Source organism: Nostoc paludosum FACHB-159 (assembly GCF_014698835.1).
Classification (GTDB): Bacteria; Cyanobacteriota; Cyanobacteriia; order Cyanobacteriales; family Nostocaceae; genus Nostoc; species Nostoc paludosum.
Genome location: NZ_JACJTU010000036.1, coordinates 1 through 25554 on the forward strand (window position 1 = coordinate 1; position 25554 = coordinate 25554).

General features: G+C 39.4%; 26 protein-coding genes. 7 read left to right on the plus strand and 19 right to left on the minus strand.

What is annotated here, in order from left to right; all coding sequences use genetic code 11:
- Positions 1 to 286: 286 nt before the first annotated feature.
- Together H6H03_RS27625 and H6H03_RS27630 are read left to right on the plus strand one after the other, a co-directional pair.
- Positions 287 to 685: an HNH endonuclease family protein gene (locus H6H03_RS27625; RefSeq protein WP_190958255.1), complete on the plus strand. Its 399-nt coding sequence runs from the start codon at positions 287 to 289 to the stop codon at positions 683 to 685.
- Positions 686 to 813: 128 nt separating this feature from the next.
- Complete coding sequence (locus H6H03_RS27630; RefSeq protein ID WP_190958256.1) at positions 814 to 1386, plus strand: Uma2 family endonuclease; 573 nt, start codon at positions 814 to 816, stop codon at positions 1384 to 1386.
- Between the two features lie 119 nt (positions 1387 to 1505).
- Here H6H03_RS27630 and H6H03_RS27635 read toward each other — a convergent pair whose 3' ends face one another.
- Positions 1506 to 1871 (minus strand): hypothetical protein, encoded by a 366-nt coding sequence (locus H6H03_RS27635; protein ID WP_190958257.1) that lies wholly within the window; start codon positions 1869 to 1871, stop codon positions 1506 to 1508.
- A gap of 417 nt (positions 1872 to 2288) precedes the next feature.
- Here H6H03_RS27635 and H6H03_RS27640 point away from each other — a divergent pair, with 417 nt between their 5' ends.
- The 3 genes from H6H03_RS27640 to H6H03_RS27650 all read left to right on the plus strand — a co-directional run bounded on the left by H6H03_RS27640 (position 2289) and on the right by H6H03_RS27650 (position 4363).
- Positions 2289 to 3164 (plus strand): phosphodiester glycosidase family protein, encoded by an 876-nt coding sequence (locus H6H03_RS27640; RefSeq protein ID WP_313931934.1) that lies wholly within the window; start codon positions 2289 to 2291, stop codon positions 3162 to 3164.
- A gap of 224 nt (positions 3165 to 3388) precedes the next feature.
- A complete protein-coding gene (locus H6H03_RS27645; RefSeq protein ID WP_190958258.1) occupies positions 3389 to 3811 on the plus strand; it encodes a hypothetical protein in 423 nt (140 codons plus the stop codon).
- A gap of 339 nt (positions 3812 to 4150) precedes the next feature.
- Entirely contained in the window at positions 4151 to 4363 is a 213-nt protein-coding gene (locus H6H03_RS27650; protein ID WP_190958259.1) for a hypothetical protein, read from the plus strand.
- 16 nt (positions 4364 to 4379) lie between these two features.
- Here the strand turns inward: H6H03_RS27650 and H6H03_RS27655 are convergent, their stop codons facing one another.
- The 10 genes from H6H03_RS27655 to H6H03_RS27700 form a co-directional block, all read right to left on the minus strand.
- A complete protein-coding gene (locus H6H03_RS27655; protein WP_190958260.1) occupies positions 4380 to 4877 on the minus strand; it encodes a DUF1499 domain-containing protein in 498 nt (165 codons plus the stop codon).
- A 619-nt stretch (positions 4878 to 5496) separates the two neighbouring features.
- Positions 5497 to 6477 (minus strand): aldo/keto reductase, encoded by a 981-nt coding sequence (locus H6H03_RS27660; RefSeq protein ID WP_190958261.1) that lies wholly within the window; start codon positions 6475 to 6477, stop codon positions 5497 to 5499.
- Between the two features lie 251 nt (positions 6478 to 6728).
- Positions 6729 to 7472 (minus strand): thermonuclease family protein, encoded by a 744-nt coding sequence (locus tag H6H03_RS27665; RefSeq protein WP_190958262.1) that lies wholly within the window; start codon positions 7470 to 7472, stop codon positions 6729 to 6731.
- Positions 7473 to 7641: 169 nt separating this feature from the next.
- Complete coding sequence (locus H6H03_RS27670) at positions 7642 to 8187, minus strand: HD domain-containing protein (RefSeq protein WP_190958263.1); 546 nt, start codon at positions 8185 to 8187, stop codon at positions 7642 to 7644.
- A gap of 273 nt (positions 8188 to 8460) precedes the next feature.
- Complete coding sequence (locus H6H03_RS27675; RefSeq protein ID WP_190958264.1) at positions 8461 to 9000, minus strand: DOMON-like domain-containing protein; 540 nt, start codon at positions 8998 to 9000, stop codon at positions 8461 to 8463.
- The gene (locus tag H6H03_RS27680) at positions 8997 to 10115 is read right to left on the minus strand and encodes a phosphotransferase enzyme family protein (RefSeq protein WP_190958265.1); all 1119 of its coding nucleotides are present in this window, start codon (positions 10113 to 10115) and stop codon (positions 8997 to 8999) included. Before H6H03_RS27680 ends, H6H03_RS27675 begins: the two co-directional genes overlap by 4 nt.
- Positions 10116 to 10300: 185 nt before the next feature.
- Positions 10301 to 11617, minus strand: a complete 1317-nt coding sequence (locus tag H6H03_RS27685) for a hypothetical protein (protein ID WP_190958266.1) — start codon at positions 11615 to 11617, stop codon at positions 10301 to 10303.
- Positions 11618 to 11952: 335 nt separating this feature from the next.
- Positions 11953 to 12642: an ElyC/SanA/YdcF family protein gene (locus tag H6H03_RS27690; RefSeq protein ID WP_190958267.1), complete on the minus strand. Its 690-nt coding sequence runs from the start codon at positions 12640 to 12642 to the stop codon at positions 11953 to 11955.
- Complete coding sequence (locus tag H6H03_RS27695; RefSeq protein WP_190958268.1) at positions 12642 to 13298, minus strand: DUF2301 domain-containing membrane protein; 657 nt, start codon at positions 13296 to 13298, stop codon at positions 12642 to 12644. Before H6H03_RS27695 ends, H6H03_RS27690 begins: the two co-directional genes overlap by 1 nt.
- Positions 13299 to 13592: 294 nt before the next feature.
- Entirely contained in the window at positions 13593 to 14414 is an 822-nt protein-coding gene (locus H6H03_RS27700; RefSeq protein ID WP_190958269.1) for an SAM hydrolase/SAM-dependent halogenase family protein, read from the minus strand.
- A gap of 109 nt (positions 14415 to 14523) precedes the next feature.
- Here H6H03_RS27700 and pirA point away from each other — a divergent pair, with 109 nt between their 5' ends.
- Positions 14524 to 14679: an arginine synthesis PII-interacting regulator PirA gene (gene pirA, locus H6H03_RS27705; protein WP_190958270.1), complete on the plus strand. Its 156-nt coding sequence runs from the start codon at positions 14524 to 14526 to the stop codon at positions 14677 to 14679.
- A gap of 111 nt (positions 14680 to 14790) precedes the next feature.
- Here pirA and H6H03_RS27710 read toward each other — a convergent pair whose 3' ends face one another.
- Both H6H03_RS27710 and H6H03_RS27715 read right to left on the minus strand, forming a co-directional pair.
- Positions 14791 to 15375 carry a Uma2 family endonuclease gene (locus H6H03_RS27710; protein ID WP_190958271.1) on the minus strand — a complete coding sequence of 195 codons (585 nt, stop codon included), beginning with the start codon at positions 15373 to 15375 and terminating at the stop codon, positions 14791 to 14793.
- Between the two features lie 115 nt (positions 15376 to 15490).
- Positions 15491 to 16129 carry a peroxiredoxin gene (locus H6H03_RS27715; protein ID WP_190958272.1) on the minus strand — a complete coding sequence of 213 codons (639 nt, stop codon included), beginning with the start codon at positions 16127 to 16129 and terminating at the stop codon, positions 15491 to 15493.
- A gap of 297 nt (positions 16130 to 16426) precedes the next feature.
- On the opposite strand from H6H03_RS27715, the gene H6H03_RS27720 reads away from it, so the two are divergent.
- Positions 16427 to 17143 carry a hypothetical protein gene (locus H6H03_RS27720; RefSeq protein ID WP_190958273.1) on the plus strand — a complete coding sequence of 239 codons (717 nt, stop codon included), beginning with the start codon at positions 16427 to 16429 and terminating at the stop codon, positions 17141 to 17143.
- Here the strand turns inward: H6H03_RS27720 and hpsP are convergent.
- The 6 genes from hpsP to glmM all read right to left on the minus strand — a co-directional run bounded on the left by hpsP (position 17140) and on the right by glmM (position 25398).
- Positions 17140 to 18330 carry a hormogonium polysaccharide biosynthesis glycosyltransferase HpsP gene (gene hpsP, locus H6H03_RS27725; protein WP_190958274.1) on the minus strand — a complete coding sequence of 397 codons (1191 nt, stop codon included), beginning with the start codon at positions 18328 to 18330 and terminating at the stop codon, positions 17140 to 17142. The genes H6H03_RS27720 and hpsP overlap by 4 nt on opposite strands.
- A gap of 299 nt (positions 18331 to 18629) precedes the next feature.
- The gene (gene hpsO, locus H6H03_RS27730; RefSeq protein WP_190958275.1) at positions 18630 to 19811 is read right to left on the minus strand and encodes a hormogonium polysaccharide biosynthesis glycosyltransferase HpsO; all 1182 of its coding nucleotides are present in this window, start codon (positions 19809 to 19811) and stop codon (positions 18630 to 18632) included.
- An 87-nt stretch (positions 19812 to 19898) separates the two neighbouring features.
- Positions 19899 to 20879 (minus strand): hormogonium polysaccharide biosynthesis glycosyltransferase HpsN, encoded by a 981-nt coding sequence (gene hpsN / locus H6H03_RS27735; protein WP_190958276.1) that lies wholly within the window; start codon positions 20877 to 20879, stop codon positions 19899 to 19901.
- Positions 20880 to 20950: 71 nt separating this feature from the next.
- A complete protein-coding gene (locus tag H6H03_RS27740; protein ID WP_190958277.1) occupies positions 20951 to 22105 on the minus strand; it encodes a glycosyltransferase family 4 protein in 1155 nt (384 codons plus the stop codon).
- A gap of 12 nt (positions 22106 to 22117) precedes the next feature.
- Positions 22118 to 23758, minus strand: a complete 1641-nt coding sequence (hpsL, locus tag H6H03_RS27745; protein WP_190958316.1) for a hormogonium polysaccharide biosynthesis protein HpsL — start codon at positions 23756 to 23758, stop codon at positions 22118 to 22120.
- A gap of 170 nt (positions 23759 to 23928) precedes the next feature.
- Positions 23929 to 25398 (minus strand): phosphoglucosamine mutase, encoded by a 1470-nt coding sequence (gene glmM, locus H6H03_RS27750; protein ID WP_190958278.1) that lies wholly within the window; start codon positions 25396 to 25398, stop codon positions 23929 to 23931.
- Positions 25399 to 25554: the final 156 nt, after the last annotated feature.

A 25554-nucleotide genomic window follows, 5' to 3' on the forward strand; every position in this document is an offset into this window, starting at 1 on the left:
CATGAGGATACGATTCAATTCTTGCCAAAGGACTTGTCATATTCTTTCCACATAATTTCTACTCCAGCTTTTTATTATCTCATGCTATTTATATTAAGGATAAGTCTTATGGAAAATTGAATGTTTTCATTTTATTTTTAATTCGATTACTTCTCAGAGGTCTTCTGGATCAATTGCTCCACTTTATTCCAAATATGCTCAAGACCTTTCTAATACTGAAAACTTCGATAAAATTCAGTCAATTAATACAAATTTAGTAAGAAAACTCAAGGAAAAACTACCTAGTTTGGATGAATTTGAAGTAGATTTTATGGATTTGATTTATACAAAAAATAAGCAAAGAGATAAAAGAGTCATACAATATATACTTGAAAAGTTCATAGGACAAAATATTAATGGACTACCCATTGATTATAATTCTGCCAGTATTGAACATCTCTTAGCACAATCTAAAGGAAGCGAAGAAATAGTCGGTAGTATAGGAAATTTAATATTAGTAGACAAAAGAACTAACAGTGAAGAATTAAAAGATTATGATTTTCTGAAGAAGATTGAAATTCTAAAAGGTAAAAATTATCCGCTTGATGATCATTTGTTGAATGCTACTCAATGGACTGAGAAGGAAATTAAAGAGCGAGGCAAAGCAATGTCTCACAAAGCATATAACGAAATTTGGAACTTGTAAATGTAAATGCTATTGCCTCAGCTTTTACAGTAGCTTGAAATTGGCTACATTACCATTCATTACCTAACAATTAAATCCGTGAGAGAATAATATTGTTTTCCTCAAAGCAATGTCATTGGCTACGACCTATGATTTCTACCATCAAACGCCGCTACACTTTGGATGAATATCGGGCGATCGAAGAAAAAGCAGAAGGACGCAACGAATATCGAGATGGAGAAATAGTCCCTATGCCCGGAGGAACGCTCAAACACAGCCGCATCGGTCGGAACATTTTGACTTATTTTACCTCTGTGCTGCGCGATACTCAATTTGAGCCAATTAATAGCGATTTACGGCTGTGGATTCCTGAACATCGACGTGGAGTGTATCCAGATGTGATGATTTTTGATGGTGAACCGCAACTGAATGGGGAACGCTTGGATGAAGTATTGAACCCTATTTTAATTCTTGAAGTATTATCTCCTTCCACCGCAGATTATGACCGACAAAGTAAATTTCGGATGTATCGAACGATTCCGAGTTTTCGTGAATATTTATTAGTGGAACAGGATGAACCTTTTGTGGAACGCTATAGCAAGCAGAGCCAAAAAGGTTGGTTGCTCAGTGATTTTAACAGCTTAGAGCAGTCTATTTCCCTAGAGTCAGTTGGGATGGAATTACCAATGGCGGAAATTTATCACAGCGTTGTTTTTGAATAAAATAGCTTTGGCTTTTCTTGTAAAAATCAATTTGATTTAAGTTGATATCAATATAAATGGTGCGTTGCGCTTTGCGACAACGCACCCTATAGGATGGATGCGTGGACGAGTTGAGACAATCACTCCGCAGACTTCACCGTTTGGCTTACTGCACGTGATTTTCTGCGATCCGATCTGCGGGTTCCACCAGCCATCTCGTATTCATCACTCTTTCTGCCATAGTGAGATGCAACATTCAGTAGCATCTGTTCGGAATATGTATTCATGTCACGTTCTGCTTCTATTAGCGCATTGTGTGTCTTGTCTACTATTGTTTGTGCTTGGTTATAAGCGGCTAGTTTCTCTCGTAACTGAATAACTTTAGTATTGTAAGTAGCAATGGAAAATCCATTACCAAAGTCTAATTCAGTGTTAATTGTCTGCATTCCTTCAATCCGTCGTTCAGCTTTGGTCAGTGCGATGGAGTTTCGTTTGCGTTGCGTCATATAGTTTTCCTGTTTGGATTAATTTATAAATAACCCCGATCGCTTAAACACTGAGTTATTTATATCTCATCAAGATACGCAATGAGCAGATCTAGCAGCCACAGTGATGTTACAGAATTTTGAGAGCATTGGATGGGATTGGTTAAGTCAATAGATACGAGTATATTTGCTGAAATTTATTGACAAAAGCTGCTTTTTAAGTCGCAAAAGCTGCTTTTCAAGTCGCAAAAGCTGCTTTTCAAGTCACAAAAGCTGCTATTCATGTCACAAAAGCTGCTATTCATGTCGCAAAAGCTGCTATTCATGTCGCAAAAGCTGCTATTCATGTCACAAAAGCTGCTATTCATGTGAGAAAACTCGATCGCCTTTATAAGCTAGCATCCATAAGAATATGCCAGTTATGTTTGGGGGTAAAAAGTGAGGAAAATTTGGCTGCTAGGTTTAACTTTAGCTAGTTTGGGTACGGTGTTGTGGTTTAATATGCGTTCTTTACCAACACCAATACCCACTGTTGCTGTTTCAGCAGGAAAACCTATCCGCTATGAACAGCGGACTTTGCCCCAAAGCATAGCAAATATCCTATTTATTCCACCTAATAGCCGATTTTTGGTAACTCCTGCATTATCAGAGAAAGTAAGCACTGTAGAAAAGTTTGCCGAGAAGTATAAAGCGATCGCCATTTTTAATGCAGGCTTTTTTGACCCAGCCAACCAAAAAACTACATCATACGTCATCATACAAGGAAAATTGGTAGCTGACCCCAAGCAAAACGATCGCTTAGTTAACAATCCCAAATTAAAACCTTACTTGGGTAAAATTCTCAATCGCACAGAATTCCGTCACTATCTATGCGGGCAAAATGTCAAATATGATATTGCTTTGCACAATGAATCAGCACCAGTAGGTTGTCAGTTAGTCGATTCCATAGGTGCTGGGCCGCGTTTATTACCAAAACTCACGTTGGTAGAAGAAGGTTTTGTGGATAATGCCAATAAACGAGATGCACTTGGTAGCAACCAACCCAATGCTAGAACTGCTGTTGGCATTACCCGTGATGGTAGTGTTGTTTTAGTCATGGTGGCTCAAAAACCTTCATCTGGTGCTAGTGGAATTTCCTTACCAGCGTTGGCAGATTTTATGAAAACCCTTGGTGTTGAAAAAGCGATGAATTTAGATGGTGGTAGTTCGTCTTCGCTTTATTACAAGGGTAAAACCTTTTACGGAAAAATTGATTTGGAGGGGAATTTTATTAAGCGACCCGTGAAATCAGTTTTACTGGTTCAGCAAAAATAGTAAAACCAGGTTGGGCTAGATCTTAAGGCAAGACGTATTATATTATACGTTGTATAATATAAACCAATACAATTTAGTTAAGGCTAAAACTCTTTATCAATTTTAATTTTATCTATGCAGGCTTGAACGAGCGATCGCTGTTGATAGAGAAAATGAATAAACATGACCAGCTGAAATAGTTTTGATTAGTTTAGGGATTGAATATTTATTAATAGTGAGGAAATATGAGGTTAGTTAAAAAGTTTTTAGCAGTGTGTTTTCTCTTCTTTGGCGTTCCCTTGTCTGTTGTGATGATCTGGGATATTATTAATCCCAAAACTACCAATAAAGAGAAAGAAAATGCTGTAGCTGCTTTAGCTGTTGTCACTGTTCCCTCAACAATTATAGGAGGTTGGTTGAGTTGGTCTTTAGTACAGCAGAGCAAAAAAGAAAAAGCATTGCTTCTTGAATCAAAACAAAAACATCTTCAGTTCGTGTTTTTAGAATTAGTGGAGAGAAATTCTGGAACGATAACAGTATTGCAAATGGCGAAAAATGCCAATATATCAACCCAGAAGGCTAAAGAATATTTAGATGATAAAGCCAAGGAACTCAATGCTTCTTTTGAAGTGAATGAAAATGGAAATATTTTGTATCGGTTCTTGTAAAAATAGGCAAGAGGATTTTAGAGCATGTTTGAAAAGTCCTCTTTTTGGTAGCAAAACGTTCTAGATCTCCCTAAATCCCTCTTAAAAAGAGGGACTTTGATTTTGGTTCTCCCCTTAAAAAGGGGGGTTAGGGGGGATCGATAAAGTGCCTAAAATCACAACCAACCACTTTTCAAACAACCTCTTAGAAGATTAAAGTGTACTGAGTTTTGTTCAAAAATCAAATAGGAGTCCTATACCTTTTCATGCTTGCGGAGGAGGTAATCTTCAGCAAGGTAATTGTCATTATGGCAATAGGATAATCTACAAGCGCTATTTGTAGCACTGGGAGATAGTTATATGGATGCCTACATCAAAAAAACAACTTTTCAGACATTTGTCCATGATATGACTGATGAAGATTGGTTTAACTTAGGAAAATCTGATGCTTGGGCTGGACGGTCTAAAATTTCGCCAGAACAAGATTCCCAAGCGGCGAGTATGTATGATTTAGGTTACAGCGAAGGCAAAAACCAACGATCGCCAACTCAAACAATTAAAGGATATGAGTAATCAGAAATTGTTACAATTAGATATTTAAATCGCGTAGAGCTAAACGAATTTGTTCTACACGTCTGCGGTTAACGCCAAGATCTGATTCTCCTACACGAGATGCCGATCGCACATGAATTACTGATTCATCAGCAGGAAAATAAAACTCTACATCATCAGTAAATTTAAAGATGCGGCTTTTAGAAAGGGCATGGATGTAGTTATCTGTTTGTTCGATAACCTGTGTACGGGGAACAACGGTGAGAACTTTGAGTAAGATTTCTTTTGCTGCGTTGCGATCTATATGATAGGCGATGGGGTCGATGGCGTGTTTAGAATCTGCGTTTTGACTGACAACACAGTTGTTTGAAGCTGGACATGAACTAAGATGACCGTTATTAAGTCCCAAACTAGAAGCAGCCCAGGTAGCGCCAGGAAGTATTAAAGTTAGGGCTATTATAAGGGTGAGGCTGCACAAGAGTTGCTTGGCGTAGGTGTAGCCCAACCTAGCGATCGCTGTTAATAGGTGAGACATGATAAACTTAACCCTCAAGGTTTGACTCAATTATTTTCGGTCATTTTGGGGCAGTTGCGGGAGTTGGGGGTTATGAGATTTTCGATTTTGGATAGTCATCGTTTAGGTTTATGAGCAACGATCGAAAGGAGTAAGAATTTATAATTCAGAATGAAGAAGAGTATAAATATTATTGTAATCTTATTATTAATTTTATATGTTAGCTATTCACTTAAGGCTAATAGCAAAAGTAATATTGATATTTTTCCTGGGCATACTCCTAAGAGTTTAGAGAGAATATCTGGAGGAATAATAAAGTGTAAGTGGTTTCCAAATCCACATCATTGTCAGTGATTATTACTCTACAAATGTATACAAGTTGTTTGCCACTGGCTTTGCGTAATTCAAATGCGCTATATAGCGATTATTTGGCGTTGCTGAATCAGAATATGAAATGCCAAAATTACCTTTCTTTTTCTTTGTACCTTTGCGCCTTTGCGACTTTGCGTGAGACAAATTCATATTTTCAATCAGCAACGCCGATTATTTTGTAGGGAGTGGGGTGTCAACTCGTTCGTTAAGTTCTCAAAATTGAGAAAACAGCGATCGCTCCCCACTTGAGCCTCTAAGGTTAAATCAATTAACGGTTAACGCTACTCATGTCAGGGTAGCGATCGCCTGCTGCGACATTTTTAGGTGCAACTGCTTCAATTCGATTCAAATCTTCTTGTGTCAAAGTAATTTCCGTAGCTGCAATATTCTCCTCTAAGTAAGTACGGCGTTTTGTACCAGGAATTGGCACAATATCTTCTCCTTGAGCTAAAAGCCATGCTAGTGCAAGCTGACTTGCAGTTACTTTTTTTTCAGTGGCGATTTTTTTGACTTGCTCGACTAATTGCAGGTTTTTATAGAAATTCTCACCTTGAAAGCGGGGAGAATTTCTGCGATAATCATCGGCTCCAAGATCCTCAGGGCTAGTAATTGCACCTGATAAAAATCCTCTTCCTAATGGGCTATAGGGAACAAAGCCAATTCCTAATTCCCGCACTGTAGGTAAAATTTCATCCTCTGGTTCTCGACTCCAAAGAGAGTATTCTGTTTGCAGTGCGGAAATCGGGTGAACTGCCTGCGCTCGTCGAATTGTCGCGGGAGCAGCTTCGGAAAGTCCTAAATAACGCACTTTTCCGAGCTTAACTAACTCTGCCATTGCGGCGACGGTATCTTCAATGGGTACGGTTGGATCTACCCGATGTTGATAATAAAGGTCAATGACATCAACTCCTAGACGTTTGAGGGAAGCATCGCAAGCTTGACGAACGTATTCTGGTTTGCCACTAATGCCTTTCCAACCACCATCTTCTGTGCGAACGTTGCCAAATTTGGTTGCCAACACTACTCGATCGCGGCGGTCTTTAATTGCTCTGCCTACTAATTGTTCATTAGTAAAAGGCCCATACATATCAGCAGTATCAAGAAAGTTAAGTCCCAATTCTAATGCTCGATGAATTGTGGCGATCGCTTCTTGTTCGTCACGACCACTATAGAACTCGGACATTCCCATGCAACCAAGTCCTATGGTTGAAACTTCCAACCCTTGTTTGCCTAGCTTTCTAGTTTTCATCGAATATCTCCTAGTCAGTAATTGGCAAGAAAAATTAAGCCCTTGAGTATTATCTCTTTCCCAATTTCTTAGTCATCTATTATTAGGAGTATTTTCCGAAGTGCGCTCGGTCTTTTGGAGAAGGAAACAGGGTTGGGGGAACAAGCAACAGTACTAATGCAGCATTTTTACAGCAGATTTAAAGTTAATGAAGTACACCATCTTAAATTCCGAATTCTGACTCCTGAATTCTGAATTTTCAATTCCAATTACTATTTCAACTGCACTATAGATAAAACTTGATAACCTTCACCTTGGGGCATACATTGTCCATTAAACTCAATTGGGCAAGCAGTTTTGGTAGGAGAAGGGCGAGAACCTGCAACATACACCGCTGTTATTTCGACTTCCTTATTATTAAGCGATCGCAATTGAGAATGAGAAACTTGAACAGATGGACGCAGCACTAACCTATTCTGTTTTGGGGAGTTAGTAATTAGAAAAAACTCGTTACCTTCATAAGCTCTACTTGACATTATCTGAGGAATTGTTTCATAAACTAATTTTCCTCGCAAAGTAGATGTTTTTGATTCATTCATCTTTTTATTTGATTGCTGCCACAATCCCAAGCGTTTATTTTTAGCGTTAGCTTCAGCAATTAAATATTGGGTTTTGGTTTCATAGCAATTGTATAAAGAGTCTCGATCGACTACAGCATTGCCTTCTTGTACCAAAAGCAGATTAATTGAGCGATTATCCACAAACACTTCACCAATTGTGCGACCATTGTTTAATTTTTCTGTACTTCTAATCACTACAGGAACTTGAGGTGGTAGCAGTTGTTTTAACCTTTGTGTTGCTGCTAAACTTGATTGCTGGCTAGTTGTTTTGGGTGTATTAATGCAGGCTAGCTTTACCGTCATTGGACGGTCTGCATCATCTTTAATTAAAATTGTATTTGCGTCTGCAACACTAACTACTGTGGCTAGTACTAATATCAGTTCAATTAATTCCATAATTTTATCTCTAGTAATTTACGATTTGCCCCATACTATTTCACATAGCATCGATATGTCACTATTTAATAAAAGCTTTGTAGTCAGCAATGATTGAAGGTGCGTTAGCTTACGGTATAACACACCCTACTTGAAAGTACTTAATATAAGTTGAGATATTAGCATCAAATTACTTAATAAATGCTTTGTATTCTTCGATTTTAGTAGCTAAGCGTGATGCGAGAAACGGACTTGCATCTTTCAACGTTTCATAAATCTGAATTCCTTCTTCTCGATATTGAATAATTTTTTCTTGATTCCAATAGTGTGGCGGAGCTTGTAAGTTGCTAATTCTATCGGCTAGCTTTACCATCCAGATTTCTGGCGGTTGTTTTTTTATTCTTCGCAAGCTATCTGCCATTTGCAATTTTTTTTCTAAAGAATTATCTTTAGTTAGCGCAAGTACACCGTTGGCGATCGCTTCTCCGAATTCAGTTTTTATTTCCTCAAATGTTGTCGCCGTATCTTCAATTACGTCGTGCAAAATAGCACATTGAATTGCTAGATTTCCATCACGTTCTTTTTCCACATTTAAGGCAGCAATTAGTTCCATACTCACAAAACTCAAGTGAATAATGTAAGGTATTTCTGAACCTGGCATTTTTTGACCTTGATGTGCCTGTGCTGCTTTCTCTAGGGCTTTGATATAAATTTCTTGTGACCAGTTTTGTTGCATATATATAAACGCTCTTATTTAATCATCTGGAAATTGCCAAGATGAAATACTTTCTACATTTTTACTACTGCATTTCACACAAGTAACGTCAAATGTCGAATCTATCCATTCATAACCGCAAGTACGACAATGGCAGTAAATATTATTACGATTTGCATCTTTTATACCTTGATGCCATTGCTGTAGTTGGTTAGGATTTAGAAACTGAAAATTATCAGACATAATCGCAATCAATCCTTTCTAGAGACGGCGATTTATCACGCCTTTGGAATTTTACAATTCAAGAATAAAACTGTCTCGTAAATGAAAATCAGGCTTTGTACCTCGATGGGTTAATGCCCAGTAAGTAACGCCATTATCTTTGCATTTAATAACAGTGGTAATAGCAACTTCAATTATCTGTTCTGGCGAAATGATTTTATCCAAATCAATGTTTAATGTAAGTACTAATTTATCGGTATGATTTTTAACATCAAACGGAAGTATTGTCAAGGCTGTTTCTTCCCTCATTCCTTGACGGTAGGCATCAAAACGATAGACATTCCAGTGTCCGGCGGGAGAGAGATTGAATTCCCAATATTGTTGAGAATTTTTGATGCCAAGGAAAAACTCAAAGCAAGTATCTTCCCACAGTTGATGCTTGCGCGATGGTGTATTTGATGGTGGAGCAACCACAATTTCTTTCAAATCGGCTGTAAGGTTATAACCGATGCTAAGTTGATTAATATCTCGGCTGATATCCCCGGTAATTTCCAAATTAGCTAGGGATTCGGTAGAAGGGAATGGTTGCAAAGAGAATGTCTGGCTATTCATTTAATATCTTTGATAATTTTGCGAATCTGCGTTTCCTGAGATTCGATACTTTCGGTGAGTTTAAACTGGACGATCGCCCTTGCTAAATTATGTTCTGGATGCTTAACTTTAAAATAGACATTTCCTGCTAAATGATCGGCAAAAAATCTTAATCCTAATTCAAAAGCAATCAGACGAATTGCATCGTAGATATAAGCGTAGTCATTTTCTGTAAGAAAAGCCTTGGCCACACCAAGATAACCTGCTAAAATTCCCTGGCACAAATCGGTATCGAAATAAACACTGTCCCAATTTTCGGTTTCTTCTCCAACCGGATTGCAACCAGATCGCAAACAATCGCCAATATCGTAATGTACTAAACCGGGTTTTACGGTGTCGAGGTCGATGACGCTGACGGCTTGCTGGGTAGCTGTGTCGAACATGACATTATTGATTTTTGGATCGCCGTGCATTAAACGCAGTGGTAGGATGCCTTGGGTTTTGGCATTTTCTAGGATATGTGCAAAGCTTTGGCGATCGCTAACAAATTGCAAGCAATAATTAACTTCAGGAGTTTTACGTGCTTTGGTTGTCGCCAAAGCTTCATTGTATTGCTGGAGGTAAAGCGGTGTAATATGAAATCCTTGTAGGGTATCAGCGAGTTTTTCTGGTGACAAATCGCTAATCAAATTGTGGAACATGCCCAAGGCATAACCGATTTCTTGTGCATGTGAGCGATGTTGCATGGTATCAAAGGATTGTGAATCTTCAATAAAGCTAATCGCCCGCCAAAAGGAACCATCGGTATCTCGCCAGTGGTCTTGTTTATCTTTAGTCAATAGTACTTGCGGTACTTCCCAGCGACGATTTAAAGGAGCAGATTGTAATCTTTTGCGAACATGCTCAGTGAAGATACACATATTCTGCATAATTAGCTTTGGCTGGCGAAATACCTGTGTATTAATGCGTTGTAAGACAAAATGCTGTTGTTCTGAGGAATCTAAAGTTACTAAAAACGTGTCATTTATATTACCGCTACCGAATGCTTTAGTGGCTGTAACCTTCCACAGTCCAGCGAATTGATTGGCGATCGCAACTAGATTTTCCGTACCTTGTCTATTAAGTTCTTTTATCATATTCGTGTTTCTCCTGGCTACTCCTCACCTACATTGCACAAAGGCAATAGGGGATATCGTAGCGCAAGTATCAAGATAATTTGTAATTCGTAATTCGTAATTCGTAATTTGTAATTTTTCAATGATGAAGTTTGAAAACTAATGTATATTAATACGGGGCATCGTGCCCCGTAATCATTGACTAGTTAGCGAATTTCGTCGCTATCAACCCACTCATCATAAGATGAGTCATAACCGATGTAACGAAGGAAGTATTGCTGACCTTGGATTTGTTGAATGGTAGCAGAATACCAAGCTTCTTGGTCATCATCCCAACATTTTACCTTTTGACCAACTGCATATCCATTGTCATCAGCAGAGCGAAGATCGCGAGTACGAATGTCATCTTCACCTACCCATTCATCATAAGATGAACCATAACCAAGGTAATGAATAAAAAATTGGTCATCTTGGATTTTTTCAATTGTTCCTTGATACCAATCCTCGTCATCACTATCCCAAACTTCTACTGTTTTGCTGACTGCATATTGAGTATTATCTGACTTCACATCTGACTTTGCAGCAGATGAAACATCTTGAATCGGCTTTTGCGCCTCTTGTTTAATTTCTTCTTTGACTAAAGTATATGCTTGCAAAATTACGCTGCGAGCAACAGTTTGAATTCCCGTATGTTCGTAGTAGTTTGTAGTTTGGTCTAGGAATGCTGCTACAAAATCTAAATTATCATCAGCAATTTGAATAAAATTACCCAAATGACTAGAAATTGATTGCGGTGTGATGCCTGTTTTGGATACTAAGTTATTCATCCACCCTTGTACAGAGTTGAAACTCTGATTAATAAAACCAAGTTTATCGGTGGGATTATTCCCTGGTAAAGAGCTATTGACAGCTAAGAACACAGGATTTTGAGCTACTGCGCTAGTATCAGCACCACTAATAACTGATTGAATTTTCGCTAGGAAATCTGGGCCTAAAGGCAAAATTCCATCTAAACAAACTAAAGCAACCATCCGCATTAGAGATGCGTTTTGATAGTTGTTAGCTAGGGAATTGGCAAACTGTTGGGGATTAGGTTGAGGAATACCATTCAGTTTGCAGAAAGCAATAATTTCCACCGCAATTTTCAAAGCTAAATCAATCGATTGAGTTACATCTGCTTTGGGAGTAAGGTTGCTTAAAAAAGAAAGAAAACCAATTTTCTCACCAACTTTATTAGCTAAAGCCGCCGTCGCCATAGCTGTATCTGCTTTATCAATTATTTGATAAACTTTGATTGCAGACTGGTAGCCATTTTGAGGATCGTAATATAACGCAACAGCGCGATCGCGGATTCTTTGGATTACCTTAGCATCGCTTTCTCCGGTGATGGCGCGGATGTTATTGTCAAACCCCACCAAATTGTTCCATTCACCTGGTGCTACGTAATCAAGAGCTTTTAAAACTTTGACAGTGATATTGTCAGCTGGTAATTCGTCAACCAACTGAATAATAGATTTATCCATTAGCCGATCCTCAAAAGTCTAAACGATTCTTAGAATACGGATCATATTTGCCCAGATAACCAGTGCCAATTGCTACTTAAAAAGCCAGCTATTGTGGTTAACGCTGCGTGAATTACTGAACCGTATTAATAGAGTTCCCAGAACCGGCTAAAAAATAACTTTAGAATTCAGAATTCTGAATTACGCATTATGTGGATTAGAGGCTAAAACCCTTGATTTATCGTTGTAGAGACGTTGCATTGCAACGTCTCTACAGGAGGGATAATTCTTGATATTTCCTTGATTTGGATAATTCACATCAGACGTGAATCCTAAATTTTAACTTCTGACAACTTTTAATTTTTCCAACTCAAAAACCGCGCATAAATATAAGCAATTGTTTCATCAAGAACAGTCCGCACACCTTGGCTAGAACCCCACCATTTCTCTGGATCGTAATCTTGAGTTTTGGCAGCAATTATGCCAACTTGAATTTCTGGATTGAGTATTTTTTTAAAAATTAACCAACTTCTACGGGTATGAACGTCCAAGGAAAAAAGATTAATTGATTCTACTTTTATATTGGAATTCGATAGCCAGCGATAAAATTCGGCAGCAGAGGCGTAGCTACGATCTTTAACTACATAAGGTGTGGGAACAGCTACTACTTTTTCTGCTTCTAAACCGAGTTTATTGAAGGTGGCGGCTGTGACTTCTGCAAAATTATTGTATCCAGTAAGATAAGTTCCTTTTCCTAAAGTACCTCCGGTAGTAATTATTTGACGATAAGAACCGTTTTTAAATTCAATTAACGCTTCTTCTATAGCGTAATCTGGTAGCCATCCTTCAACAACTAATATTTCTGCTGATTTGAGAGGGGAAGTTACGGCGAGATATGAGTGTACATGAGTAATACTAAAGAATATTAAATAAGCAATCACAGCGATTGCAATCGCCCACCCCGGAGCCGTAAGTGTCCACATTTCTTGGCGTTTTATTAATTTGATTTTTGAAAATTTTTGACGCCGACGTTTTTTTGCCTGCATTAAACTTTAGCTAGACGCTGTTCTTTCAAGTAAGTAAATACAGACTTATCGCCAATATCCGCAGGAATTGGTTGCACTGTCTTTCGCAGAGCAAATACCAAAAAAAACGTTGCCCAAATTCCTAATAAAACACCTTCCCATTGAATTGGTAAAACTCCTACCAAATGTCCCAACAATAGTAGCGGGACTATTGGAGTTAATACTTTAGTTTCCAGGCGATTGAAGCAAAAAGCTTCTTTAAAATAAATACCTGTCAAAGCAACAAAGACAAAACCAACTCCAAATAAAGTAATCGGCTGATTGTAAACGGTAACAGCCAAAGGTTCACTAGTAGATAGGGCTAAAATTACGGATGCGATAGTACCGATCGCCCAAAAAATTTGCAACATTCGGTGCAGTATTATCATGTATATATGAATCGTAAATAAACTTACACCGAGAGCCAAAATAAAACAAGTATATAGAGGTGTCAGTATGTTAATAACAGTCGGGTTATTGTTAAGCAAAACCAAACCGCTACCGACGGCAAAGCTGAGTGCAGCTATTATTAACCCAGCGCGGTAAATAATTACGCCAGTGCGATCGTGTGAAGTGATTGTAAATTCCCCAAACTGACCTTGATAAACTTGTGGTACAGGTAGTGTTTGCGTAGTCATAGCTAAGAATGTAGTTATGATTTATGAGTGGACTGTTACGGTAAATTGCTCAATAGTACTTTTATTATTATGGGCAATGAGACGGATTTAATGTGAGTATTTCTCAAAGTATGCTCTAGGATATATGAATAATCAGATTTTTAAATCTAGTCATAAGCCTGTGATGGCATGTGTTGAGTGTTGACAGTTGACTGATGAGAGCCAGTTTACTTCAACTCTTAGAACCACCAAGAATACACTGACCACTGTTAACCGTCAACAGCCAACAGTTAACAAACAATTAGAGTTTTGTCATCAAAACAAGACATGTAGGGCATCTTGTAAATTAAGCTGTAACTGTAAGTGAGCATTGCCGCTATTGACGGCAATTTCTACCCAGCCGTGGCTGCCAACCAAAGCCATCGCCTCTCCCACTTTGACATTACTATAAGTTTCACATCCTGGTATATTCAAGCCAGCAGCTTGTACGCACCAGCTTTTACCTTCTACGTAACTTCTAGGAATGTTGCTCACTAAGTTGCCAAAGCGATCGATATATTGAATGCAACCCAGTACACCAGTTGTTGTCTGTTTGCACTCATCAATATCCAGCTTCACCAAACTGGCTGGATCGATTTCTTGTCCTAGTTGTTTGAGAGGGACACCACTGGCAAGATGAGCTGCCACTGGTGCAAAAATATCTCTACCATGAAAAGTCTTGCTTGGTTTAGGAGTTCGCCAAAAGTTAAGATTTGTGATTTCCACAGCTGCGTAGGCGTAGCCCGTCGTAGACATCGCCATACTCTGGCTTAATACTCCGCTGAAAATGCCATTATCTGGGCCGACGAGAAACCCTTGAGCAAATTGTACTGCGATCGCCCGTCGCCTGCTGCCCACACCTGGATCTACTACTGCTACATGCACTGTCCCCGCTGGAAAATAAGGGTAAGCATTCATCAAAGAAAACCGGGCTGCGGCCAAGTCTTGCGGCGAAATTTGGTGCGTTAAGTCTACTACCATGATTTGAGAGTTAATTTGAGCTATTACTCCTTTCATCACGCCCACATAGACATCGCGATCGCCAAAATCGCTTAGCAAAGTCACCAGGGGTTGTTGACCGTTCCAATTCTCAGGCATGTTTTGATTAAAATTTAGATTTATTCAAAAATTTCTGTAGCAACAGCTACAAAATGTATGTTATGTTAAGAATAGAAGACATAAAGACAAAAATTAAGAGGTAATTCTTATGAATCAAGGTAGACTACAGGCTGCCAGAAAAGCCAGAGAAGCTCACAGAGAGAATATTCAAAAAAGCCTAGAACATCGCTTGCAAGTAGCCAGAGCAAAAGGCGACGAACAGCTGATTCGTCAACTAGAAGCTGAGATGAAGTATTCCACCTAAATCAAGTTTTCAGTGTTCATAGTTTTGTTGTGTACCCCGCTACAGCGGGTTTTTTTGTTTTCAGGGACTTTTCAGGTAGTAGTGCCAATCGGCTGTACGACCCTACCTTTTTTACCAAACTTTACTCATATTTAAAATAAAACCAGGCAATATCGGATCGCCACTAACGCTAGCAGGATTATCCAAACATTCCTCTGATAATCCAGGACGATAAATATAAACTTTGCGTTGCTTGCGGTCAATCAACCAACCTAACTGTATTCCCGGCTCATTCATATATTCCTCCATTTTTTCTTTCAAAGTTTGGAGGTTGTCGCTAGGAGATTTGAGTTCAACTACAAAATCTGGGCAAATCGGGGCAAATTTTTGCTGTTGTTCTGGAGATAGAGAATTCCACCGTTCTAGTTTAATCCAGGAAGCATCTGGAGAGCGCTCTGCACCTGTTGATAGCTTAAATCCAGTACTAGAGCTAAAAGTTATACCTGTACCATCCTGTTCTGACCACACCCATAGCTGTCCTGAGATATTAATTTCTCTATTTCCTGTTTCTGAACTAGTAGGAGGCATAATTACTAATTCTCCAAATTTATTGCGCTCAATGCGTAAATCACGATTTACTTGACAGAACTCAAAAAATTGTTCGTCTGTCATTTGCATTGATGACGGAATTTGCAAAACCAAGGGGGATGAAAACATGGGGATTTCCTCCAAATTCGGATGTTAGCCCAGTGACTTTATTCTCACGCAAAGACGCAAAGACGCCAAGATAGGTTGGCGGCTTTGCGTCTAATGCAGGAAATCATTTTCAGATTTACTTGTTAGGCTGAGGAGTTAAGCGCAGATAAGGTTTAACTTCCTCATAGCCTTTGGGGAATTTCTCTTTGAGGACTTCTGGATCTTTAAGTGAGGGGACAATTACGACATCCTCTCCATCTTTCCAGTCAGCTGGGGTCGCCACGCTGTAGTTATCAGTCAATTGCAGAGAGTCGATGACCCGCAAAAGTTCGTCAAAGTTGCGTCCTGTGCTGGGAGGGTATGTGAAAGTGAGACGAAGTTTTTTGTTGGGGTCAATTACGAAAACCGATCGCACCGTTACAGCTGCGTTGGCATTGGGGTGGATCATATCATAAAGGTCAGAAACCTTGCGATCCTCGTCTGCCAAAATTGGGTAGTTAAGGGTCGTGCTTTGAGTTTCTTCGATATCTCCTATCCAGCCGTTATGTGATTCAACATTATCAACGCTAAGTGCGATCGCTTTGACATTGCGCTTGTCAAATTCTGGTTTGAGCTTGGCAACTGTGCCGAGTTCTGTTGTACAAACAGGTGTAAAATCAGCAGGGTGAGAGAACAGCACAACCCAGCTGTCGCCTGCCCATTCGTAAAAATCGATGTCGCCGTGTGTTGAGGCTTGTTTAAAGTTAGGTACTGTATCACCTAAATGGAGAGCCATGTGAGATTCCCTGTAGTTAGAAAAGCATCTGTGTTCTACTTTGTCATCATGACATAAAACCCCTATTCCCCAATCGGGCTTTAGCGGTTTTAAACAAAATTTTAGGTTGTCAAGACTTTCGTATAAGGGAATGGGGAATGGGGACTGGGGACTGGGGAGATGAGAAGATGGGGAGATGGGGAGTTAATAGTGCTGAGTTAGGAGTGAGGAGTTAAGAATTATTCTCCTTATCCCCTTGTCTCCCTTGTCTCCTCCGCCTCTTCCCTAGTCACCAGTCCCCAGTCCCTTTTCCTAACGATGATTGCCATACTTTTACTTTTGACTATCGGTGTTATCCTCAGCACAACTGCAAGTTTTATTTTTGGAGTTCCGTGGTTGATGCCGATTTTGGGTGCTGCTGTACCCTATCCGATTTTCTTTTTACAAGTACGTCGTCAACAATATAAAAGTGCTTTTTGGTGGATGTTACTGTGGGGAGTGTTGCAGAGTATTGCAGTAATTGTAGCAACAGCGATCGCCCCGCAAACAGCAGCAAAAGTCATCCTCCGTGGAGAGTCATACACTACGGAAATGTTTCACTGGATTCGCACAGGAGAAGGTATGGAAGGAACAGTTAGTTTGTTTTTACCAAACCATTTATTGCACTATGGGATTTTTTGTATTCTGTGTGTTGTCACCATTAGTAGCGCTGCATTAATCTTTGGCACTTGGATGCTAAATTATATGAATTTCTATGTTGCACAATTGGTAAAAATGAGCGCTAAACCTTGGTTAGCAGCTATTTTAGGGTGGTATCCTTGGTCAATTGTGCGGGTGATTGGGTTTATTGCGACTGGAGTGGCTTTAGCTGGATTAGGATTAAATTTATTAACTCGCATCAGGGGCGAAGTTCCTAAATCTGCCTTTCCTAAAACTTATATGTTCATTGGCATTGGTTTTGTGATTGCAGATATTATCATCAAAGCAGTTCTAGCGCCCATTTGGCAAAAACTACTGTTGTCTGCGTTGGGTTAAATTAATTTATTTGCCAAAATTTTCTCATAGGCCTGGATTGTTTGCTTAGCGATCGCATCCCAACTAAAATTTACATAAGCATGTTTGTGGGCATTTAATCCCCGTCGTTGGCGTTCTGTGGGATTTTGTAAAGCTGCTTGCAGTAAATCTACCATTGCTTCGACATCTGTTGTACCCACCCAACCCGACTCACTATCACGTATTTGTTGACAAATATGCACTTGGTCAGAAATGACTACGGGTATTCCTGCTAGCATCGCTTCAGCTACAGCAATGCCAAAATTTTCATAGTAGGAAGGTAAGACAAATAAATCAGCAGCTTGTAGTAAACTAGCTTTTAATTCACCAGTAACAAAGCCAGTAATTGTAGTGTGCGATCGCAATAGTGAATTTTGTATTTGAGATTTTATCTTTTCTTCGTAATCTGGATCTTGAGGATTTGTACCAGCTAAAACAAAATGAAACTTATAACCAACAGATAACAATTTTTCTAGCGCTGGAATCAACAAATTCAACCCTTTTTTTGGGTCAATTCGTGACATAAATAATATTAATGGTATATCTTCAGGAATATTGAATAGCTGACGCGTTATATTCCTCCCCTCTCCTCCTCTTATTCCCTCTTCTTTCACACCCAAGGGAATTACTAAATCTGGCGTTGACACTCCAAATCGTTCTGATATTTTAGCTTCTTGTTCGCTAGTAAAATGAATTGCCGCCGCACCAGCTAAATTTTGGCGTTCTATAATTGCTGTATAAATCTGCTTTAATTGCTTTTTTTTGCGTAAATCAGCCGGATCGAGAGTACCTAAAGGACGCAAAATATAAGGTAGCTTTTGCTGACGACATACAATAGCAGCAGCACTACTTATAGGCGAAAATAAAGCATGAATATGTGCAATATCAAACTCCTCACCATGACGTTTTAGCCACTTTAATAAATCTAGAGAAAATTTATAGCGACGAAATGGCGCACAACGAAAGTAAATGATTTCATAACCATCTTGTTTAATTGGGCGATTTAAAGGAACATCCAAAGGTATTTGACCTGTATCGCCATTACTATCAGTTGTGAGAATTGTAACTTCTACTCCCTCTTTTACCAACGCTGGAGCTAATCCCAGTACCATTTGACTAGGGCCACCATAAATCAAAGAAATTGAGGGGACAATTTGTAAAATCTTCATTTTTTTGCTATTAGTTATTAGTCATTAGTCATTAGGCCTCTTGCAAAAGTCCTTCTTTTTGTCTTCTTCTTTGCGTCTTTGCGCCTTTGCGTGATACAAATTCTATATGAAGATGCACAGAATATTAAACGTAGACGCAAAGCGGCTTGCCGCAGGCTACCGCCAAGTACGCCAAGAATAGAGAGTTACTCATTTAGTGCAGCTTCACATGAAATTGGTATGAGATAAAAAATTATTTATGCAAGAGATATATTATTCATTAGTCATTTGTTAGTTAACAATAACTCATAACCAATGCCCTATGCCCTATGCCCCATGCCCAACTCTTGATAAAACTCTAATTGCTGCTTAGCTAAAGCTTTATTTGTGTATTTAATCATTGCTTTCTGATAACCCATTTCCCCAAGACTATGAGCAAAATATGGTTTATCCATTAATTCAACTAAGCAATTAGCCAGGGCTTGAGCATCACCTTCAGGAAAAATTAAACCAGCATCACCAATTACATGGGGAATTTCGCCGGAATCAGAACCAATCACAGGCACTTGACAAGCCATTGCTTCAATTAACACATGACCAAATTGTTCTTTCCAACCAGCAGAGGTTAAAGTTTTAAATTTGTAAGTTGTTTCTGAAGGCAGTACCAAAGTACTCATTAAATTAATGTAGTTAGCCACCTCATTATGGGGAACGCTTTCTACTAGAATTAATCTTTCTTGAATATTGTTTTCTGTTGCTATTTTGATTAATTCAGCTTTTAATTCTCCCCGCCCCAATAAAAGCAATTTCCAAGGTTTATTTTTTAAACTTACTAAGGCTTTTAAAAGCGTTAATAAACCTTTTTCTTGGACAAAACGACCAACAAAACCCACTACAAAGTCTTCTTTTTCAATCCCTAACCTAGCTGCTAACTCTGGTTGTGTTTTGGGAGTGAATAAACTTTCATCTACACCCAATTGCGGCATGACTTTAATTGGGCCTTGATATCCACGTTGTCGCAAAATTTCTGCTCCATCTTGATTACCAGAAATAATTCCGTGGCTTTGGTTAAGGTTATATTTTTCTAATAATGCAACTGGTAATTTTAATTGATATGGTAGGTTCCACCAGGTAAAAAATACATTTTTGGCTTTGAGTCCTAATAGCTTATTTAAAGCAATCATCTGAGTATAAGCTAATCCTCTAGACCCTTGTTCTACCTGAATGATTTGGGGACGGAATTGTTTGAATAAAGATATCAAATCAGCGCCAAAAGTTAGAAGCCCCTGATGATTTTGACTGAAGTTAGAAACCGGAACTATTTTAAATGAACCTTCATCGCGATATTCAGTTTCAATAATTTTGTTTTGTACACCACCAGGATTCCAACGCTTTGGAACTACAACTGTTACTTCAATGTCAGGTTGTAATTGAGATAAAGCGCGTAATTTTTCACAGTTGAGGTCTACAATATAAGTGTGACTAGCAACTAAAATTTTCATTTTTATTTGTAGTTTGTGATTTTTGATTCAGTAACTCCTAACTCCTAACTCTTGTACAGACGCGATTAATCGCGTCTCTAGCACTAACTAAATTTGTTGATCCAAACGAGTGTAAACTTGACCATCATTCCATACTGATTGGATGACAGTACCCAAGGCTTTGAAAAAACCCAAAGTGTAAAAAATACCGCGAGTGACAATTTTGATGGGGGAACCGCTTTTATGGCAAGGTGGGCGTCCCAGGACGTGACAATCAAATAAACGCGCGTATAAGCGTAAAGCTTGAGTAGTTGTGAGGTTTTTCAGCCCCAATAGAAAATGATTGTGGTAAAAAGTGAGTTGATATTTAAGCGATCGCATACTAATATCATGACAACCACCAGTTTCTTCACCTAGATGCACCAAATGAGCCTCTGGGTCATACCAAATCTTATATCCCGTCTTTCGTACCCGCAAACAAAAGTCTGATTCTTCCCGTACTGCACTACCGCGAAATCTCTCATCAAAACTCAGTCCGTACTTAGTAAAAATTTCGCGACGAAAGGACATATTGCAACCCCTTGCTGTCAGTACTTGTTGGGGTTTGGTCGTATGTACTAAATCAATATGATACCAGGCTATTCCTGGGTCCATAGCTTCGGGAGGCAAATATTCAATCTCTAAATCTCCTCCAGAATCACCCAATTTCATTCTGTCAAATACCCGTCCAGCAACAGCCCCCACTTCTGGGTTTTGCAGATAATTTTTTGTATGGGCTGATAACAATCCAGGTGTTAACTGAACATCATCATCAATAAATAATATTATTTCACCAGATGAACGCCGCACAGCATAATTCCGCGCCCCTGGTAAACTCGCCCAATCTAACCGCAACCATTTAATTTTACCTGCTGCCGCCATTTCCTCTAGATAGGCTTGAATTTCAGGTTGGTGTTTTGCGGTTTGGTCTACCACCAAAACTTCAAAATTTGGATAGTCTTGTTTAAGTACATCCACAATACTATCCCGTAGTGGTTCCTCCCGACCGTATGTCGGAATAACAACTGTAATTAAAGGCCAATTATTCATAATTTTAGTCATTTGTCATTGGTCATTTGTCATTAGTTTTTCCCCGCGTCCCCTCATCTCCCTCATCCCCTTTATCCTGCTGCTGCCGTATATAAATTATCAAATAACTCATTTTGCTTTTCAGAGTTATGTAAAATTTGTGCTTGAGCTAATGCTCCTGCACTTAAAAATTCATAATGTTCTCGCTTATCGCTTCTATCAAGAAATTGCTTGATTTGTTGTAGAGTTTGTTCTGCTAAATAGTCATAAGTACTATTAAGAACTTCCCAATATTCATTAGTTTTAGTTTTTTCTCCATGTGCCCAATCAGCCCAGTGTCTAATATCGTTGATTGGTAATTCTAAAATATAGCCATTTTCGTTATGACGAATAAACTCTGGTAAGGCGCATATATTTGTTGTAATTGCCGGAGTCGCAACAGAAAATCCTTCGATGACACTAAAGCCATAAGTATCATGTAATGTAGGCATTAATTGAAAATGACTTTGAGATAGTAACTCAATAACTTTTTCGTTAGGGAGATTTTTATGGAAGACAACGTTATTTAAATTCAGCAACTTGAAATCTTCTAAATATTTTGTGGTATCAGGAAAATCTGTAGGTACTCCTGAACCATGTCCTAGTCCCGATATTATATGGATAGTAAGAGGTAAACCTAATTTTTCAGCTTTCTTTGCTACCCTTAAAGCAACGACTCCACCTTTTCTAGCAATGTGGTGTCCTACAAAAATAAGCTGTAAATTTTGGTCTTCTTGATAAGTTTTTGCTTTGTCAACTCTGGTACCAAAATTTGGATGAATTACATCCAATTTATTACTTAATTTATCTGCTATTTCCCAGCCTTCTATTCGCTTAATAAACCTCATTTTAGCATAATCTGACATTGCTATAAGTTTTTGGCAATTATCTAGTGCTAAACGATTGTTTAATAATTCATAAATTACTGCTTCGCGTTTATTTTGAGGATTTCTATACAAAACACGATGATCTTCAAATGTGACAAACCAAGGTTTATGTGTATATAAAACTCTGTTAAAAGAATGAACAACCTGATATTTTTCCCATGATGGTTGCCAAGCGAAAAAACTTCCCAAAGGATACCAAACTTTTTCTATAGGATATCTGCCTGTAGGAAAAGATTTGGCGTGAATTAGTTTATGCCTAGAATTACGTGGTAGATTAGGAATTCTAATGTGATTATTACCGCATACGACAACTTTTGCCATTTTTCTCTAAGTTTAAATTGTTTTTAGACGTTTTTTCTTGTTTTTTGGGTTCGGGTCGGCATCTTCCTTATCTTGTTTTTCCAGTTCTGGCAATTTAAAAAGAACTCCCGCAAAAAACCAATAATAGACAGCAACCGGATCTACATCCAAGGGATAGTAGTAGGTGTTGTAACTAATAAACAATATAAACACCCATAAAGCTGCTCCGTAACTGCGGAAATTACGGTTTTTTATCGAACGATAGGTTTTGAAGGCAATAATTGTTAAAGTTGTGACTAAAGCCAAAAATGCTAGTACGCCAACAATTCCAATTTCATAAAGCACTTTGGGGTAATAAGTTTCTACCAGTTTAGTTTCACCCATTGTACGGGCAGAGTTAGTTGCTCTACCTAAGCCACTACCTAAAGGACCTTCTACGTTTTTCCAGTTTTCTTCAAATTGCTGGACGATAAAATCTTGGGGTGGTGAAGCTTCCCAACGACTGGTAAAACTTGCGGTTCTCTCTTGGACGACAGCAGGGTTAGTTATCATCGCTATTCCCAAAATCAAAGCTAGTCCTATTCCTATGGGAATAAACCGTTTTAGGTTGCCAATTTGACCTGTGAGTAATAGCAAAATTCCAAAGCAGGTTGGTACTAAAGCTAAAGCAATTCTCTGTCCAGAAATGACGGCATTAATAAATACTGAACCTAAAGCACCTAAGCTAACTAACCGCCATATTATTGAGGGGTCGGTGAAGCCAGTAGCAAAGGTAAAAAAGGTGCTGGAAATCAAAAACCATGCCCATTGCCAAGGGGCGACAAATGTTCCTGGTAAGCGAATAACTCCTTCTTCAGGACTATATAGTAGTGCTCCACCAAAATAACACCGCGCTTCTAGCGATGTGACAAATAGAGCATTTCCTTCAAGACCTCTAGTACCTTTACATATACCAGTGAATAATAAGAAGTATTGAATAAATCCCAGCACACAGCAAATCAGTATGAGGGAAACTTGCAGGCGCGATAACAATAGAAAATCCTTCTTATCGCGAATTAAATAGTAAGCACAAGCAATCAGAGGCACATAGCCTAAAAGCACTTTCAGTCCCAGAATTCCCATACCTAAAGGTATTTCTTTAGGCGCCTTTTGTAAAAGTCCGACGCTAGGGGGGTTAAACTGTTGTCCACCATTGACAAACAACAGGGTTAACACACAACAAGCCAAAACAATATAAAGTGGAGTTTTAATTCCTGGGGGAATAATTATCGGTAGCCCTTGTTTGCGACAAGTCTGCCAAAGTCCAATGAGTGCTGGAACGTAAAAAGCATCTTTAGCTAATTGCAGGATGGGACTATTACCCAAGTAGTAAGTAATAGTACCACCAGCAGGTACGTAAATTATGAAGGCATATAGGGCTTGGCGGGGATATTTATAAGAAAGGGACATGACAATTATCCCCAAAACACCAGGAACTGCTGCTTTAATTCCAGCTACGAAAAAAAGTACGATACCCAAGAAGACACCGCCACAGGTGGCGGTGGTGAGTAAGCTGGTGAGTTCTTTACGCGCTTGGGCTGCTTTGCGCTTTTGGGCTAACTGTTCTTTAAGGCTAAGGGTAGGAGCTTCTGGCTTTTTTGAGCCTTTGGATTTTTTCTGCTTGGGTTTTGCCATTTGAGGGGGGTGGGGAGATGGGGAGCAGAAGGGCAAAGGGGCAGGGGGAGATAGGGAAGTGTGGGGAGTGTGGGGGGAAAGAGAATTAATGCTTCCCCATCCTCCCACACCTCCCACACCTCCCACATTCACTGTTTGCCCCATGCCCCATGCCCCATGCCCTACTCAGTTTATGCTATGTATTGCTGAACTTTTGAGACTAATTCATTTGTCCAGTGGTTGGCGAGTTCGGCATTGGCGGCTTCTACCATAACTCTGATTACTGGTTCTGTACCAGAGGCGCGAACTAAGATTCTACCAGAATCACCCATTGCAGCTTCGGCAAGAGCGATCGCTTTTTGCAGAGGTTGGCAATCTTTCCATCCCAAACGGCGATCGCGGTCTATAACTCGCACGTTCCGCAATAATTGAGGATAGGTCTGGAAGCTTTGCTCTACTAATTCTGCTAGGGAAACACCTGTTTGTTTTACTAAAGCTGCTATATGTAAGGCTGTTAATAAGCCATCGCCAGTTACGGCATAATGACGGCAAAGTATGTGACCTGATTGTTCGCCGCCTAGCATTCCCCCAGTCCGCAGCATTTCGGCTTGCACGTATTGGTCGCCGACTGCGGTGCGAATCAAGTTACCACCAATTTCTTTCCAAGCTTTCTCGAAGCCCAAGTTAGCCATGACTGTAGACACAATCAAGTTGTCTGGGAGTTGTTGCTTTTGTTGGAGGTGGCGTCCCCAGAGGTAGAGAATATAATCGCCGTTAACTTGCCTGCCTGTATTATCTACTGCTAAGACGCGATCGGCATCGCCATCAAAGGCAAAGCCTAAGTCGGCGTTGTGTTCTTGTACGGTTGCTGCCAGAATATCTAAGTGGGTGGAACCGCAATTGACGTTAATGCGATCGCCATCTGCTTCGTTATGCAAGCAAATTACCTCTGCACCCATCTGTGTAAATACTGTTGGTGCTAATCCTACTGCTGCTCCCCACGCCAAGTCTAAAACAATCTTCATTCCTTCAAGATTGAAGTCACCATCCAACGGTTTTTTCAAGGCTTCGCCATAATGGTCGATTAACTCAAAACGTGAGTAATGCCTTCCGCAATTGCTATGAGTAGCAGTCGTTGATATCTTGCCACGCAGTCCTGCTTCAATTTCTGCTTGCAATAATTGGGGTAACTTCCCGCCATCAGCACCAAAAACTTTAATGCCGTTGTCTTCTGGAGGGTTGTGACTGGCAGAAATCATCACTCCACCAATGGCATCACTGATACTCGTGAGATAGGCAACGCAAGGAGTGGGACATAATCCCAAATACCAAACCTCTAATCCTGCTGCTGTTAACCCCGCACTCAAAGCCATTGCCAGCATATCGCTAGAGTTTCTGGAATCTTGTCCGAGAATCACTGGCCCCACGTTAGTGGCATGGTTACGTAAAACAATACCCGCCCAAAACCCAATTTGCAATGCTAGGGGCGCACTCAGTAATTCTCCCACTCGCCCGCGAATACCGTCTGTACCAAATAACGGATTTGCTGGTAGCGGTAGTAGATTCAGTGCAAAACTGCTCTCAATGCCTTTGCCTAATCCATTAGGTTCGGAGGCAGAATTCCCAGCAATGCCTGATGTCCGAGTTACAGATGAAACCATATTTTTAAACACTCCACACACAAACAAAAAAAATAGCACTTAAGACTTGATTGAGCAATTTCGGCATTCTTTATTCTCTTTATAAATTTGCTTCAGATAAACTTAATTTTACGTAAAAATACTTAAAGGAATTGGGTGTGATTGTAAATATTTCAT

Coding starts and splice junctions, on each gene's coding strand:
- H6H03_RS27630 (WP_190958256.1), top strand. CDS start 814: ATGATTTCTACCATCAAACGCCGCTACACTTTGGATGAATATCGGGCG.
- H6H03_RS27635 (WP_190958257.1), bottom strand. CDS start 1,871: ATGACGCAACGCAAACGAAACTCCATCGCACTGACCAAAGCTGAACGA.
- H6H03_RS27645 (WP_190958258.1), top strand. CDS start 3,389: ATGAGGTTAGTTAAAAAGTTTTTAGCAGTGTGTTTTCTCTTCTTTGGC.
- H6H03_RS27650 (WP_190958259.1), top strand. CDS start 4,151: ATGGATGCCTACATCAAAAAAACAACTTTTCAGACATTTGTCCATGAT.
- H6H03_RS27655 (WP_190958260.1), bottom strand. CDS start 4,877: ATGTCTCACCTATTAACAGCGATCGCTAGGTTGGGCTACACCTACGCC.
- H6H03_RS27660 (WP_190958261.1), bottom strand. CDS start 6,477: ATGAAAACTAGAAAGCTAGGCAAACAAGGGTTGGAAGTTTCAACCATA.
- H6H03_RS27665 (WP_190958262.1), bottom strand. CDS start 7,472: ATGGAATTAATTGAACTGATATTAGTACTAGCCACAGTAGTTAGTGTT.
- H6H03_RS27670 (WP_190958263.1), bottom strand. CDS start 8,187: ATGCAACAAAACTGGTCACAAGAAATTTATATCAAAGCCCTAGAGAAA.
- H6H03_RS27675 (WP_190958264.1), bottom strand. CDS start 9,000: ATGAATAGCCAGACATTCTCTTTGCAACCATTCCCTTCTACCGAATCC.
- H6H03_RS27680 (WP_190958265.1), bottom strand. CDS start 10,115: ATGATAAAAGAACTTAATAGACAAGGTACGGAAAATCTAGTTGCGATC.
- H6H03_RS27685 (WP_190958266.1), bottom strand. CDS start 11,617: ATGGATAAATCTATTATTCAGTTGGTTGACGAATTACCAGCTGACAAT.
- H6H03_RS27690 (WP_190958267.1), bottom strand. CDS start 12,642: ATGCAGGCAAAAAAACGTCGGCGTCAAAAATTTTCAAAAATCAAATTA.
- H6H03_RS27695 (WP_190958268.1), bottom strand. CDS start 13,298: ATGACTACGCAAACACTACCTGTACCACAAGTTTATCAAGGTCAGTTT.
- H6H03_RS27700 (WP_190958269.1), bottom strand. CDS start 14,414: ATGCCTGAGAATTGGAACGGTCAACAACCCCTGGTGACTTTGCTAAGC.
- pirA (WP_190958270.1), top strand. CDS start 14,524: ATGAATCAAGGTAGACTACAGGCTGCCAGAAAAGCCAGAGAAGCTCAC.
- H6H03_RS27710 (WP_190958271.1), bottom strand. CDS start 15,375: ATGTTTTCATCCCCCTTGGTTTTGCAAATTCCGTCATCAATGCAAATG.
- H6H03_RS27715 (WP_190958272.1), bottom strand. CDS start 16,129: ATGGCTCTCCATTTAGGTGATACAGTACCTAACTTTAAACAAGCCTCA.
- H6H03_RS27720 (WP_190958273.1), top strand. CDS start 16,427: ATGATTGCCATACTTTTACTTTTGACTATCGGTGTTATCCTCAGCACA.
- hpsP (WP_190958274.1), bottom strand. CDS start 18,330: ATGAAGATTTTACAAATTGTCCCCTCAATTTCTTTGATTTATGGTGGC.
- hpsO (WP_190958275.1), bottom strand. CDS start 19,811: ATGAAAATTTTAGTTGCTAGTCACACTTATATTGTAGACCTCAACTGT.
- hpsN (WP_190958276.1), bottom strand. CDS start 20,879: ATGAATAATTGGCCTTTAATTACAGTTGTTATTCCGACATACGGTCGG.
- H6H03_RS27740 (WP_190958277.1), bottom strand. CDS start 22,105: ATGGCAAAAGTTGTCGTATGCGGTAATAATCACATTAGAATTCCTAAT.
- hpsL (WP_190958316.1), bottom strand. CDS start 23,758: ATGGCAAAACCCAAGCAGAAAAAATCCAAAGGCTCAAAAAAGCCAGAA.
- glmM (WP_190958278.1), bottom strand. CDS start 25,398: ATGGTTTCATCTGTAACTCGGACATCAGGCATTGCTGGGAATTCTGCC.